General features: G+C 68.0%; 12 protein-coding genes. 2 read left to right on the forward strand and 10 right to left on the reverse strand.

Features of this window, described 5'->3' with window-relative positions:
- Window positions 1–23: 23 nt before the first annotated feature.
- The 4 genes from HNR24_RS09020 to HNR24_RS09035 are packed head-to-tail and all read right to left on the reverse strand — an operon-like array spanning window position 24 to window position 3,910.
- On the reverse strand, window positions 24–1,349 hold the full coding sequence (locus tag HNR24_RS09020) for a histidine kinase (RefSeq protein WP_182495614.1): 1,326 nt from the start codon (window positions 1,347–1,349) through the stop codon (window positions 24–26).
- Window positions 1,339–3,021 carry a sodium/solute symporter gene (locus HNR24_RS09025; RefSeq protein WP_058888035.1) on the reverse strand — a complete coding sequence of 561 codons (1,683 nt, stop codon included), beginning with the start codon at window positions 3,019–3,021 and terminating at the stop codon, window positions 1,339–1,341. Before HNR24_RS09025 ends, HNR24_RS09020 begins: the two co-directional genes overlap by 11 nt.
- On the reverse strand, window positions 3,018–3,443 hold the full coding sequence (locus tag HNR24_RS09030) for a hypothetical protein (RefSeq protein ID WP_232301710.1): 426 nt from the start codon (window positions 3,441–3,443) through the stop codon (window positions 3,018–3,020). Before HNR24_RS09030 ends, HNR24_RS09025 begins: the two co-directional genes overlap by 4 nt.
- Entirely contained in the window at window positions 3,428–3,910 is a 483-nt protein-coding gene (locus HNR24_RS09035; RefSeq protein WP_058888034.1) for a hypothetical protein, read from the reverse strand. Before HNR24_RS09035 ends, HNR24_RS09030 begins: the two co-directional genes overlap by 16 nt.
- A 276-nt stretch (window positions 3,911–4,186) precedes the next feature.
- Here HNR24_RS09035 and HNR24_RS09040 point away from each other — a divergent pair, with 276 nt between their 5' ends.
- Window positions 4,187–4,513 carry a DUF4212 domain-containing protein gene (locus HNR24_RS09040; RefSeq protein ID WP_083504672.1) on the forward strand — a complete coding sequence of 109 codons (327 nt, stop codon included), beginning with the start codon at window positions 4,187–4,189 and terminating at the stop codon, window positions 4,511–4,513.
- Window positions 4,510–6,186 (forward strand): sodium:solute symporter family protein, encoded by a 1,677-nt coding sequence (locus tag HNR24_RS09045; RefSeq protein ID WP_058888033.1) that lies wholly within the window; start codon window positions 4,510–4,512, stop codon window positions 6,184–6,186. The genes HNR24_RS09040 and HNR24_RS09045 overlap by 4 nt, the downstream gene beginning before the upstream one ends.
- Window positions 6,187–6,307: 121 nt before the next feature.
- On the opposite strand, the gene HNR24_RS09050 is transcribed toward HNR24_RS09045, so the two are convergent.
- From HNR24_RS09050 to HNR24_RS09075, 6 genes are all read right to left on the reverse strand, one after another.
- The gene (locus HNR24_RS09050) at window positions 6,308–7,150 is read right to left on the reverse strand and encodes an NAD-dependent epimerase/dehydratase family protein (protein ID WP_182495615.1); all 843 of its coding nucleotides are present in this window, start codon (window positions 7,148–7,150) and stop codon (window positions 6,308–6,310) included.
- An 80-nt stretch (window positions 7,151–7,230) separates the two neighbouring features.
- Entirely contained in the window at window positions 7,231–7,734 is a 504-nt protein-coding gene (locus HNR24_RS09055) for a CBS domain-containing protein (RefSeq protein WP_182495616.1), read from the reverse strand.
- Window positions 7,735–7,833: 99 nt separating this feature from the next.
- Window positions 7,834–9,135 (reverse strand): ABC transporter permease, encoded by a 1,302-nt coding sequence (locus HNR24_RS09060; protein ID WP_310735418.1) that lies wholly within the window; start codon window positions 9,133–9,135, stop codon window positions 7,834–7,836.
- The gene (locus HNR24_RS09065; protein ID WP_182496147.1) at window positions 9,132–10,532 is read right to left on the reverse strand and encodes an ABC transporter permease; all 1,401 of its coding nucleotides are present in this window, start codon (window positions 10,530–10,532) and stop codon (window positions 9,132–9,134) included. The genes HNR24_RS09060 and HNR24_RS09065 overlap by 4 nt, the downstream gene beginning before the upstream one ends.
- 23 nt (window positions 10,533–10,555) lie before the next feature.
- On the reverse strand, window positions 10,556–12,145 hold the full coding sequence (locus tag HNR24_RS09070; protein WP_058888030.1) for an ABC transporter ATP-binding protein: 1,590 nt from the start codon (window positions 12,143–12,145) through the stop codon (window positions 10,556–10,558).
- 44 nt (window positions 12,146–12,189) lie between these two features.
- On the reverse strand, window positions 12,190–13,275 hold the full coding sequence (locus HNR24_RS09075) for a BMP family lipoprotein (protein WP_058888029.1): 1,086 nt from the start codon (window positions 13,273–13,275) through the stop codon (window positions 12,190–12,192).
- Between the last annotated feature and the right edge of the window lie 126 nt (window positions 13,276–13,401).

A 13,401-nucleotide genomic window follows, 5' to 3' on the forward strand; every position in this document is an offset into this window, starting at 1 on the left:
TATTCAGGTGACTGTGATGCCGATCACCGCAGCGGTATCTGCAGCTCCACCACGGTGCCTCCGGTGCGCGGGGTGGAGATGGCCAGCTCATAGCGGTCGCCGAACAGCGAGTTCAGCCGTTCGGTGATGTTCTGCAGCCCGACTCCGGCGTGGTTCGGGTCTTCCGGGGGCGCCTCGCCGCCGCCCAGACGGCCGGCGCCGTCGGCCATCTGCGCCAGCACCTCTGAGGCCATCCCGACGCCGTCGTCGCTGACCCGGATGCTGGTGGTGCGGGCCAGCGGATCCACTCTGGCCCGCAGGTGCACGGTCCCGCCCGCAGGCTTGCCCGCGATGCCGTGCTTGACCGCGTTCTCCACCAGCGGCTGGATCATCAGCACCGGCACCCGGGTGGTGAGCACCTGAGGGTCGATGTCGTAGCGGACCTTCAGCCGGTCTCCGAACCGCGCCTGCTCCAGCGAGACATAGGTGCGCACGAAGTAGTACTCCTGCGCGAACTCGGCGTAGTGCCCCTCCTGGCGCACCGCGTAGCGGAAGAACTCGGAGAGTCGCAGCAGCAGCTCGCGGGCCTCATCGGGCCGGGTGCGAGCCTTCGAGGCGATCGTGTTGAGGATGTTGAACAGGAAGTGCGGGTTGATCTGGGCGCGCAGCGCGTTGAGTCGCGCGTCAGTGGCGAGCTGCTTCTCCCGGTCCAGCTCCGCGAGCTCCAGGTGCAGTGAGAGCATCGCGGCCATGTCCTCGACCAGCTGACGCGGCGGGATCTCGGCCTCGGCCTGGTAGACCCCGAGGGTCCCGATCACCCGGGCCCCCACACGCAGCGGCACGATCACCGCCGAGGTGACCTCGCAGTCGGGCTTCCGGCAGCCCACCCCGGCACGGTCGCGGACCACCTGGGTCTTGCCCTTGGCGATCGTGCGTGGGGCCGCAGAGGTCTGCATCTGGGCACCCTCGCGATGATGATCGGCGCCGGGTCCCACATAGGCCAGGATCTGCTCGCGGTCGGTGATCGAGACCGCGTCCCCGGAGAGCATCGGGCGCAGCAGCTCACAGGTGCGCCGGGCGGCCTCCGGGGTGAGCCCTGCGCGCAGCGGCATCGAGCGACCCGCGGCGGCGAGGTTGCGCACCCCGCGGCTGACCTCGACCTCCCGCGGCGAGACCGGCCGCTGACGACGCCGACCGGTGGCCCCGCGCAGCGCCGAGGGGTAGCCCAGCACCGCTGCCACCGTGAGCCCGAGCCCGAGCCCCAGAGTGGGCAGCATCGGCAGCGCCGGGTCGGCGAAGACCTGGGTGCCGAGATAGACCAGCACCCAGATCAGCGTCACCCCGGCCGCCAGCATCGCGCTACCTCGCATCCACGCCTCCTCGGGTCAGTCGGGCCATACGCTCGGCACGGCGGTCCGCGGCTGTTCCATGCATCCGCACCCAGTGCGCCTGCACCCCGTCGGGGGTTCTGGTGCGCAGCGAGACCAGCACCACCACCGCCACGGTGATCGGGGCGACCACCAGGGTCGGCGCGGCGAGCAGCTCCCGCAGCCAGTCGGTGGTGATCAGACCGGCGGTCATGAACATGGACACCGAGAGCGCCGCCCCGGTGAGCAGTCCCGCCAGGGAACCTGCCGCGGTCGTGCGGTGCCACCAGATGGCCAGCACCAGCACCGGTGTCAGCGCTGACCCAGCCACCGCGAAGGCCCAGGTCACCATGGTCGCCACCAGCGAGGGCATGGCCGGGGCGAACGCCTCGGGACGCAGCGCGATGGCCAGGCCCGCCGCGAGCGCGGCGCCCAGGAGGGTGGTGATCCGCCCGGCCCACACCGCCTGGCGCTGCGTGGCGCGCGGGTTGATGTGGCGCTCATACACGTCATGGCCCCAGGTCGCCGCCGAGGCCAGCAGCAGCCCCGCCACGGTGGACATCGCGGCGATCAGTGCGGCGGCAGCGATCAGCCCCAGCCCGGTCTGCTCGCCGTAGATCCGGCCGAGCACCGGCAGCGCGTGCTCCGGAGTATGCAGCACCCCGTTGACGGTGAGCTCCTGCAGCCAGGGCCTGCCCGTGACCGCTTCGGGGATGATGTCCCGGGCGGCGGTGCCCAACATGATCGCCATCGAGTAGAACGCGCCGATGAGCACCAGCACCCAGACGGTGGTGGTGCGGGCGGCCTTCCCGGTGGGTGAGGTGAAGTAGCGGTTCATCACATGCGGCAGCCCGGCCGTGCCCAGACCCAGGGTGACCACCAGCGCGACCTGGCCCAGCGGCCCGTACCGGGCGCCGGGCTCACCGAAGAGCGCCGGCTCCCCCGGGTGCATGTGGTTGGTCTCCTCGGTGAGCGCCCATTCCTGCCCGTCGGCGCCAAGGGTGGGGTTCGCCAGCGGCGCCTCGCTCAGGGACTGCACCGCCTCCCCGTAGCGGAAGCCATCGGCGGTGACCACCACGGCGAGCCAGACCAGCGCGGCGAAGAGCAGCAGAAATTGCACCGCCTGGTTCCAGGTGGTCCCGCGCATCCCACCGAAGGCGACGACGACGGCGACCACCGCCGTGGAGAGCAGCACCCCGGTCGCGTACGGAGAGAGTCCCAGCAGGCCCTGACCGACCAGCAGCTCCCAGGTGATCCCGCCACCCACCGACTGCGGGACGAGGTAGGCGAGGATGACAAGCTGGACCACCCCCACCGAGGCCAGCCGGACCGGGTCCGAATCCATTCGCCGGCCCAGGAAGTCGGCGAGCGAAAACTCCCCGAAACGGCGCAGCGGCGCGGCGATGAGCAGCAGCACCGGAACGAAGCCGGCGGCGAAACCCACCGCGTACCAGGCCCCATCCAGACCCGAGACGTAGACCGCGGCGGCCACGCCCAGGAATGAGGCGGCCGAGAGGTAGTCTCCGCAGATCGCCCAGGAGTTGGTCATCACGCCCACGCGCTGGCCGGCCAGGTAGAAGTCCACCGTGGAGGGCCCGCGGGGGCGGCTGATGAAGGAGACCCCGAGCACGATGATCAGTACGGCGGCCAGGGTCACCACCGCGGTCGAGGTCATTGCGGTGCCTCTCCGCTGCCCGCGGAGCCGCCGGCGTCGTCGTCGGGGTGCTGCTGACCACCCAGCATCCGTGATTCCACCGAGGCGCTGAGTCGCGCCGCGGCGATCCCGATCACCGCGAAGGCCAGGTAGAGGCCGCCGGCCGCGGCGACGAAGCCGGGGCTGAGCTCCCCGAAGACCCGAGCCCCGGTCCACCACTGCAGCGTGATGGTCAGCACCGGAAAGGCGGCGACCAGGACCAGGAAGACCAGGAAGTAGGCGATGGCGATGCCGCGCTGGGTTCGAAAGGCTGCGTCGACCTCGGCGGGGGTGTCTCGGACCTCCGTGTCAGCGGCGGCCTCGGCGGGCAGGCCCTCCGGCGAGGGTGCCGAGGGACTCGGTCCGATCACCTCGGTGGGACGCCCGTTCAGGCGGGGAGCCACGTCCGGTACATGTTCCAGGCGGACTTCAGCAGCACCACGGCGCCGCCGCCGGCAAGCACGAGACCCATCCCTGGCAGCAGCCCACCCCAGGCGCCGGAGCTCGCGGAGAAGGCGAGGATGTTCCAGGCCTGCAGCACCACGATCCCCGCGACCAGCAGACCAGGGATCATGGCGTGGGCGATGGCCAGCCTGCGGCGGGGCACGAATCCGCCGGCGAAGGCCAGGAAGCCCACGGCAAGGGTCAGCACCCCTGGTCCATCCGTGCCGCGCAGCGCGTAGGTCTCCCCGGTGACCTGCTCCATGAAGGGCAGATAGACCCAGGGCAGGAAGGCCGAGACGATCAGCATCAGTCCACCCAGGATCATCGCCTTGCTGCCGGGGTGGAAGACCCCCCAACCGGTGGCGCTGCCAGCCTTCAGGCGGGCCGTGATCCCGCCGTAGAGGCCCTTGTCTGCTGTCGTGGTCATGTCGCCATCTTAGGTGTGATCCATGACACAGGCGAAGTCCAGGGCTGAGAACCCGTTCAAGCGGTGGATTCCCGGCCCCGAGCGGTGGATTCTGCGCGCTGAACGGTCCACCGAACCGACTCACCCGCTCAGCGGCGGATTCCCGCCGCTGGCAAACACAGATGCACCGCTGGTCATCCAACCCCTTGTGATCTGTCTCACAATTTGGCTGGCTTAGGTCAGCTCCTGCGCACCCGCGCGGGCGAATCACTCGCATACGAAAGAAGGGAGCCTGACATGTCCGATGTGGCACATGAGGGCATCTCCGGCGGTCCGCCAGAGGCGGAGGACATCAGCTGGCGCAAGCGCTACTGGAAGAAGAACCTCCGGCTGATGATCACGCTGCTGGCCATCTGGTTCACCGTCTCCTTCGGCTTCGGCATTCTGCTGATCGAGCCGCTGAACAACATCGTGATCCTGGGCTTCCCGCTGGGCCTGTGGTTCGCCCAGCAGGGCTCCATCTACGTCTTCGTCATCCTGATCCTGGTCTACGCGCTGTGGATGGACCGGATCGACGACGAGTTCGGGGTGGCCGAGCGCAATGAAGAGGGTGGCTACAAATGACTGAGACCCAGTTCTGGACGTTCTTCTTCATCATCCTGACCTTCGGGATCTACATCATCATCGCCTGGCGCTCCCGGGTGAAGGAGACCAAGGAGTTCTACGTCGCCTCCCAGGGGGTCCCGACCCTCGCCAACGGCGCGGCAGTCGCGGCCGACTGGATGAGCGCGGCCAGCTTCATCGGCATGGCAGGGCTCATCGCCTTCCTAGGCTCTGACGGCTCGGTCTACCTGATGGGCTGGACCGGCGGCTACGTGCTGCTGGCCCTGCTGCTGGCGCCCTACCTGCGCAAATGGGGCAAGTTCACGGTGCCGGAGTTCGTGGGCGATCGGTACTCCGAGTCGGTGCGCATCGTCGCGGCCATCGCCGCCATCGTGGTCTCCTTCACCTACGTGGTCGGCCAGATGGCTGGCGGCGGCATCGTGTTCAGCCGGTTCCTGAACCTCTCGGTGGAGTGGGGCGTGGTGCTGGTCGCCGTCGTCATCTTCGTCTACGCCGTGCTCGGCGGGATGAAGGGGATCACCTACACCCAGGTGGCGCAGTACACCGTGCTGATCATCGCCTACCTGATTCCGGCCTTCGCCGTGGCCTATCAGACCACGGGGATCCCGGTTCCGCAGATCTCCTACGGACAGATCCTCACGGAGCTGGACTCGCTCAGCGTGGAGTTCGGTCTCAACGAGTTCACCGAGGCGTTCTCCGGTCGGGCCGGCGGCCAGATCGACGTGTTCCTGGTGACGCTCTCACTGATGCTGGGCACAGCGGGGCTGCCGCATGTGATCATCCGGTTCTACACCACCAAGACGGTCCGCGGCGCACGCTACTCGGCGTTCTGGGCGCTGTTCTTCATCTCGCTGCTCTACCTCACCGCCCCCGCGGTGGGGGCCTTCACCAAGCTGAACCTGCTCCAGGGCGTGCAGGGCCAGGGTCCCGACTCGCTGCCGGATTGGATCAACACCTGGGGTGCCACCGGTCTGGTGACGGTGAACGAGGACGCCGAGACGATCCAGACCGTCTCCAACCTCGCCACCTCCGGGGCGGATCTGATCGTGAACAACGACATCCTGGTCCTGGCCTCCCCCGAGATCGGCGGACTGCCGGCCCCGATCGTGGGACTGATGGCCGCCGGCGGCATGGCGGCCGCCATGTCCACCGCGGCGGGCCTGCTGCTGGTCATCTCCTCGGCCGCCTCGCATGACCTCTACTTCCGGGTCTTCAAGAAGAACGGCGCCTCCGAGAAGGAGCAGATGATGGTCGGTCGCATCGCGATGGGCGTGGCCATCCTCTTCGCCATCTGGGCCGGCATCAACCCACCGGCCTTCGTGGCCCAAGTGGTCGCGTTCGCCTTCGGACTGGCGGCGGCGAGCTTCTTCCCGATCCTGATCCTGGGGATCTTCTGGAAGAAGGCGAACGGCCCCGGCGCCACGGCAGGTATGCTCACCGGTCTGGCGTTCACCGGCACCTACATGATCTACACGCTGGAGGTCTTCGGCACCAGCGCGAACGAACACATCCTCAACGTCTCCCCCGAGGGCATCGGCGCGGTCGGCGCGGCAGTGAACTTCGTGGTCACCATCGTGGTCTCGAAGCTGACGGCACCGCCCAGCGCCGCGGTCCAGGAGATGGTCGAGGATATCCGGTACCCGCAGACCCGAAAGGCGGCAGTGCGTTCCTGATCCTGCCTGCGGCCCAGGCCGGACCCAGATCGAGCAGAGGCCCCCGCTCCAACGCTGGAGCGGGGGCCTCTGCTCTGCGCCTGGAGCGGGGGTCTCTGTTCTGCGCCCGCAGCGGGGTCCCTCAGGAATCGCGCCAGGAGTGTCTCGGCTCGTAGCCCAGCTCGCGGCGGGCCTTCTCGATGGAGAGCAGCGTGTCATTCACGCCGAGCTCTCCGCGCAGCTCGACGTCCGGGAAGACCTCTGCGACAAGGTCCGCGTTCGGGCGTGACATCACCGTGTCCGCGGCGGCGATGATGTACCGCTCGAACCCGGGTCCGGCGACCTCGAGGGCGCGCTGGACGGCCTGGGCGCCGTCGCGGGCGTCGATGTAGCCCCAGAGGTTCCACTTGCGCAGCGTCGCATCGGAGTCGAAGCCCGGGAACTCGGCGTAGTCCTCGGGGTTCATCACGTTGGAGAAGCGCAGCGCGGTGATCGAGAGCTTCGGGTTCCACCGGACCAGCTCGATGGCCATCTGCTCCTCGAGATGTTTGACCAGCGAGTAGGTGGACTCGGGCCGCGCCGGGTACTGCTCGTCGACCGGGATATAGGGCGGTGGAGTCTCAAAGGGCAGCCCGAGCACGGTCTCCGAGGAGGCGTAGACGATGCGCTCTATCCCCAGCCGGGCCGCCGCCCAGAAGACGTTGAAGGTCGCGGTGATGTTGTTGTGGAAGGTGGCCGCGTCGGTCCGGATCCCGGGCGCCGGAACGGCCGCCAGGTGCACCAGCGCCTCCACGCCGTCGTGCTGATCCCCGACTCCGCCGAGCGCGTCGATGACCTGCCCGTAGTCGGTGAGGTCAAGCTTCACGAAACCGGGCCCGCGCGTGCCTTCGGCGTCGAATCCGATGACCTGATGCCCCGCGGCGCGCAGTTCCCGCGCGACGACGGTCCCGAGCTTCCCGGTGGATCCGGTGACTGCGATTCTCATGGCGCCTCGATTTCCTGTGCTCGAATGGTGTGCTGGGTCTCAGCCGATCCCGTGCTCAGAGTAGTCCAGATGCCACCGGCTCAGCGGGGATCGGGGCCGAGTCCCAGCGCGTCGAAGACCGAGGAAGGCTGGGTGAGGCACCAGGTGAAGACCGGATCCGGGTAGAGGACGCCCACTGCCTCACCGGCGTCGAGCACCAGCAGCGGGTGGGCTCCCGCCCGGCGGTAACGGCTCAGCACGTCCTCGATCGAGTCCTCCGGGGACACCGGATGCGGGGCGCCCCCAAGCAGGGCTGCGCAGCGCTTCTTCTGCCAGTCCTGCGGGTGCTTCTGCGCGGCCTCGTTCAGGGACGCGGCGGTGATCAGGCCCAGCGGCTGGTGCGAGAGCCCGAGGACGACGGCGGCAGCATCAAGTCCGTGCACCAGCTCGGCGGCGTCGCGCAGCGGCGCGGTCACCGAGACCACCGACTCCACCGACTCCACCGGCGACATGAGATCAGCGACTCGGGTGATTCCCGCGTCCCGCGGGGACACTGCGGCGTGGGGCCCGGGACGCCGGGCGGCAGAAGGTGAGATGTGCTCCATGGGAAACCCTTGACTAGTGAACCAAGAGCCCGCTGCTTGAGCCGGTAAGAGCCTATCCGGAACCTCTCCCGCGGTAAAGACGTCGCCTTTGGGCTGGCGCTATTTCACATACGGAGTGCCGTTCGCCGCGGGCGGCCGAACCCTTCCGACGAAGCCGGCCACGGCGAAGATGGTGATCACATAGGGCAGCATCAGCAGCGCCTCCGAGGGCACCGGGGTCCCGATGGTAGCCAGGGTGTTGCCCAGCGAGGTGGAGAAGCCGAAGAGCAGCGCCGCCAGCAGCGCCCCGATCGGGTGCCACCGGCCCAGGATCATCGCGGCCAGCGCGATGAAGCCGGCACCTGCAGACATCTCCTTGCCGAAGGCCAGCCCCTGCCCGATGGTGAAGAACGCACCACCCAGGCCGGCGATCCCCCCGGCCAGGATCACGTTGTAGACCCGCATCCGGTTGACCTTGATGCCCACCGTGTCCGCTGCCTTGGGGTGCTCGCCCACCGCGCGGGTGCGCAGGCCCCAGCGCGAGCGGAACAGGAACACATTGAGCACCCCGACGATGAGGTACATCAGGTAGACCAGAATGGTCTGGTTGAACAGCACCGGACCGATCACCGGGATCTGTGAGAGCCCCGGGATCGGCAGCCGCGGCAGCTGCTGCCGGGCGTTCCACAGCTCGGGGTTCTGGGTCAGCACCGTGGAGAACAGGTACCCGGTCAGACCGATGATCAGCACGTTGAGCACCACACCCACGATGATCTGGTTCACCTGGTACTTCACGGAGAAGAACACCAACAGCGCACCCACCAGCGCCCCAGCGATCGGGGCGAACACCAGACCCATATAGGCGCTGGTGAACACGGAGGCCGCCACGGCGGCGAGGAACGCCCCGGCCAGCAGCTGAGCCTCGATGGCGATGTTGATCACCCCCGAACGCTCACCCACCAGCCCGCACATAGCGCCGAAGATCAGCGGCACCGAGAGGGCCAGTGCTCCGGTGAGCATGGTGACAAGCGGGATCACGGCGCCGCGATCGGCACCGGCCCAGACCAGGAAGGCGAACACGAAGAGCACCCCGAAGAGCAGCGGCAGCCACAGTCCGGTCTTCCTCCGGCGTGACGCCTGGAAGATGGCGAGCCCGGCCAGGGCAAGCAGCGCCACCGCCAGGATCCAGGCCGCTGGACCCGAGGGCAGCTCCACCAGCGGGATCTCGAAGAAGTCCCGTCCTGAGGAGAGCCGGAAATTGGTGCGCGCTCCTGCCGGGGTGGTCAGTGCGAAGAACACTCCCAGCACCGCCAGCACGGCGTAGGTGATCGGGTACTTCCAGGAGATCGGCCGGACTCCGGTGGAGGCTCGCTCCAACGGTTCGGCGTGGACGGCAGTGCTGCCAACGGTCTGTTCGCTCACTTGCCAGGCTCCTGTGGGTTGCTGCTCGATGAACCGGGATTCGGTGCTTCAGGACCCGACGTGTCGGTGTCGGATGCTGCGGTACCGGGTGGGGCGCTCGGTGCGCCGGCGGTCTGCAGCTCACGCTCCGGGGTCTCGGCGGCGGCATGCTCACGGGGAGTCTTGCTGCGCGCGCGGCGACGCCCGATCCGGGGACGTCCGTCGGCATGGGGCAGGAAGAAGATCGCCCGGACCAGCGGCGGTGCGGCGATCATCAGCACGATCACTGCCTGCAGGACCAGCACAATGTCGATCGGGGTGCCGGTCTGTGCCTGCATCAGCACCCCGCCGGCACGCAGCCCGCCCAGCAGCAGACCGGCCAGGAAGGTGCCCAGCGGCTTGGAGCGGCCGAGCAGCGCGACCGTGATGGCATCGAAGCCCAGCGTGCCGGCGACTCCGCCGGCCAGCCGGTATTCGGTGCCCAGCACGTGCGCGGCGCCGCCGAGCCCGGCGAGACCGCCGGCGATCACCAGCACCAGCGCGGTGGCCTTGGGCACGTTGATCCCTGCGGTGCGGGCGGCCTCCGGGTTCTCCCCGATGGCGCGGAACTCGAAGCCCAGGGTGGACCGCTCCAGCAGCCACCAGACGGCGATGGTCGCCAGGATCGCGACCAGGAAGCCGGCGTGGAGCCGAAAGCCGGGGCCCAGCAGGGAGAAGAGCTGCGCCGATTCATCCACCGAGCTCGAGAGCGGCTGGTTGGAGCCGGTCTGCTTGAACCACTGCTGCTGCAGCAGATAGGCGAGGAGGTAGATGGCGATGTTGTTGAGCATGATCGTCACGATCACCTCATTGGCGCCGGTGCGCGCCTTGAGCACACCTGCGATCCCGCCCCAGATGGCGCCGCCGAGGATGCCGCCGGCCAGTGCCAGGAGCACGTGCAGCCCCACCGGCATCGAGAGCGCGTAGCCCAGGAACCCGGCGGAGGTCGCGCCAAGGATGATCTGGCCCTGACCACCGATGTTCAGCATCCCGGAGCGGAAGCCGATCGCGATGCCCAGTCCGGCCAGGATCAGCGGCACCGAGTAGACCATGGTCTCGGTCAGCGGACGGATCGAACGCGCCACGGAGGGCGCCTGCCAGTCGAAGACGGCGCCGCGGAACAATGCGGAGTAGGCTTCGCGCAGCACCTGGAAGGAGGTCTCCAGGAAGGCGCTGGGCTGGGCGAAGAAGTAGCTGAGGCTGGCCTGGACGTCCCGGCTGGCGGCGAGGATCAGCACTGCGCCGACCACCAGGGCCACGACGACGGCGAGGACCGTCACCACCCAGGAGGTCTGACCCAGCTCGCGCAGGGCGCGCGAGAGTCGGCCTTCGGCCTCGGCCCACGGGCTCTGCTGCTCGGGCTTCGGGGCAGGGGTCATCCCGGTCTGGGGCCCTGTTGCGCTCACTTGTTCTCCTCTGCTTCGGCCCGCTCATCGGCCTCGGCCAGCACGGTGTGGTGGGTGGCGGCCTGGGTCTGCGCCTCCTCGGCGGGCACTCCTGCCATCATCAGGCCCAGCACGTCGCGGCTGGTGCTGGCCGGGACGATGCCCACGACTCGGCCGCGGTACATCACCGCGATCCGGTCCGCCAGGTTCAGCGCCTCATCGAGCTCGGTGGAGACGATCAGGCATGGGGTCCCCTTGTCCCGCTCCTCGATGATCGTGCGGTGCACGAACTCGATCGAGCCGACGTCCAGGCCACGGGTGGGCTGGCTGGCCACAAAGAGCCGCAGGGCTCGACTCATCTCGCGGGCCAGCACGACCTTCTGCTGGTTGCCCCCAGAGAGGGTGGAGATCGGGTCGTCCACGGTGCCCATGCGCACATCGAAGCGTTCGGCCTGGGTCTGCGCGGCCTCGCGCATCACCGGAAGGCGCAGCGCGATGTTTCCGGGCCCGCCGGCATAGGGCGGTCGGTCATACATGTCCAGGGCGTAGTTCTCGGTGATGGTGAATGCGCCGATGACACCGTCGGTGCTGCGATCCTCGGGCACGAAGCCCAGTCCCGCAGCCAGTCGCTGCTTGATGCTCAGCGGAGCCAGGTCCTTGTCATCGAGCAGAATGCTGCCTGCCACCGGGCTCCGGATCCCGAGGATGGTCTGAGCCAGCTCGCTCTGTCCATTGCCGTCGACCCCGGCGATCACCAGGATCTCACCGCGCCGCAGGGAGAGGTCCACGTCGTCCACGACGATCTTGTCTGCGCTGTTGAGCACGGTCAGTCCGCGCACCTCGAAGCTGACCTCGCCCGGATCGGCAGCCTCTTTGGCAGTGGTCAGGCTGACCTCGCGGCCGACCATCAGCCCTGCCAGCTCGGTCTCGGTGGAGCGCGGCGAGGTCTCCCCCACCACGGCGCCGCGCCGGATCACGGTGATCCGATCCGCCACCGCGCGGACCTCGCGCAGCTTGTGGGTGATGAACACGATCGAGGTGCCGGAGTCCCGCAGCTGCCCCATGATGGTGATCAGCTCATCGGTCTCCTGCGGGGTCAGCACCGCGGTGGGCTCATCGAGGATCAGCACCTTGGCATCGCGAGAGAGCGCCTTGATGATCTCCACGCGCTGCTGGGCTCCCACGGGGAGGTCCTCGATGCGAGCATCGGGGTCCACATCGAAGCCGAAGCGTGCCGAGATCTCCAGCACCTTCGCGCGGGCCGCGGCCATGTCCATGATGCCCGCAGCGCGCGTGGGCTCGTAGCCCAGTGCGACGGACTCGGTCACGGTGAACACCGGGATCAGCATGAAGTGCTGGTGCACCATGCCGATCCCGGCGGCCACTGCGTCACCGGGCCCGTTGAAGCTGACCTCCCGGTCATCCAGCAGGATCTCACCCTCGTCGGGGCTGTAGAGCCCGTAGATGGTGTTCATCAGGGTGGACTTCCCGGCTCCGTTCTCACCGAGCAGCGCGTGGATCTCTCCTGGCTGGACGGTGAGTGAGATCCGGTCATTGGCGGTGAAGGAGCCGAACCGTTTGGTGACCCCTCTGAGCTCAAGCTTCATCGCTGCGGTGTCGCCGATCAGTTATACGTAGGGTTATGCGGTGGTCAGGACGGGGCGTTCTCGGACTCGATGACGGTGTCGCCATCGATGATCTCCTGGCGCAGCTGCTCTATGGCATCTGCGACCTCGGAGGGCACCTCGTCCTCGAAGTCGTGGAAGGGTGCCAGGCCGACGCCCTCGTTCTCCAGGGTGCCCACGTAGGACTCGTTGCTGAAGCCGTCCTGGGTGCCTTCCTCGATGGTGGCGTAGACCGACTGGCCGATCTCCTTGAGCACGGAGGTCAGCACGATGTCTCCGAAGTCGGTGGACTCATAGCCATCGGAGTCGACCCAGATCATCTTGGCGTCAGCCGCCTCCAGGGCGGGGCCGGCCCCGACGCCGGCGTTGCCGGCCACGGGCATGATGATGTCGGCGTCCTGGCTCAGCAGCTGCTCGGTGACCTCGCCACCCTGGGTCTGGTCGCTGAAGTCCCCGGAGAAGGAGCCGGTCTGGCCCTCCTTGTCCCAGCCGACGAGCTCGACGTCGCCGTCGTTGTCCTCGTTGTAGCGCTCCACGCCGTCGGCGTAGCCGTCCATGAACACGGTCACTGAGGGGATCTGAATGCCGCCCCAGGTGCCGACGACTCCGGTCTCGCTCATTGCGGCCGCGACGTAGCCGGCCAGGTATGCGGCCTCGCCGGTGTTGAAGACCAGCGGCTTGGCGTTCTCGAGCTCTTCGCCCTCTTCGAAGTTGAAGTAGGAGTCGATCAGCGCGAAGTCGGTCTCCGGGTTGGCCTCGGCGGCTTCACGCAGGCCCTCTTCGAGCAGGAAGCCCACGCCGAAGACCACGTCACAGTTCTGCTGGACCATGGTGTCCACGTTGGGGCCGTACTCGGACTCGGCGGTGGACTGCGCGTCGGCGGAGTCGATGTTCAGCTCGTCGATGGCCATCTCCAGGCCTTCGAAGGCGGACTGGTTGAAGGAGCGGTCATCCCAGCCGCCCTCATCGGAGACCAGGCAGGCCTTGTAGTCGACCTCTTCGGAGGCGGCGCCCTCGCCGTCCTCCTCGGGGGCCTCTCCGCAGGAGGACAGCAGCAGTGCTGCGGCGGCCGTGGCAGCGATGGCGCCGCTGGTCTTGAAGGACCTCTTCATGTGGGGCTCTCCTCATGGTGCAAGAACGGCACCCATACGGGTGCCGAGAAACGAGTGATGCAGGCAATAGTACGACACATTCCTACATCAAACATTGCCCGGAAGTTTCAAGGATGTTCACCGGCG

This window comes from Nesterenkonia sandarakina (assembly GCF_014138825.1).
Classification (GTDB): domain Bacteria; phylum Actinomycetota; class Actinomycetes; order Actinomycetales; family Micrococcaceae; genus Nesterenkonia; species Nesterenkonia sandarakina.

Excerpts from the sequence above, each read along its gene's own strand:
- HNR24_RS09020 (WP_182495614.1), bottom strand. The coding sequence starts at position 1,349 with ATGCGAGGTAGCGCGATGCTGGCGGCCGGGGTGACGCTGATCTGGGTG.
- HNR24_RS09025 (WP_058888035.1), bottom strand. The coding sequence starts at position 3,021 with ATGACCTCGACCGCGGTGGTGACCCTGGCCGCCGTACTGATCATCGTG.
- HNR24_RS09070 (WP_058888030.1), bottom strand. The coding sequence starts at position 12,145 with ATGAAGCTTGAGCTCAGAGGGGTCACCAAACGGTTCGGCTCCTTCACC.
- HNR24_RS09050 (WP_182495615.1), bottom strand. The coding sequence starts at position 7,150 with ATGAGAATCGCAGTCACCGGATCCACCGGGAAGCTCGGGACCGTCGTC.
- HNR24_RS09045 (WP_058888033.1), top strand. The coding sequence starts at position 4,510 with ATGACTGAGACCCAGTTCTGGACGTTCTTCTTCATCATCCTGACCTTC.
- HNR24_RS09075 (WP_058888029.1), bottom strand. The coding sequence starts at position 13,275 with ATGAAGAGGTCCTTCAAGACCAGCGGCGCCATCGCTGCCACGGCCGCC.
- HNR24_RS09065 (WP_182496147.1), bottom strand. The coding sequence starts at position 10,532 with ATGACCCCTGCCCCGAAGCCCGAGCAGCAGAGCCCGTGGGCCGAGGCC.
- HNR24_RS09040 (WP_083504672.1), top strand. The coding sequence starts at position 4,187 with ATGTCCGATGTGGCACATGAGGGCATCTCCGGCGGTCCGCCAGAGGCG.
- HNR24_RS09055 (WP_182495616.1), bottom strand. The coding sequence starts at position 7,734 with ATGGAGCACATCTCACCTTCTGCCGCCCGGCGTCCCGGGCCCCACGCC.
- HNR24_RS09035 (WP_058888034.1), bottom strand. The coding sequence starts at position 3,910 with ATGACCACGACAGCAGACAAGGGCCTCTACGGCGGGATCACGGCCCGC.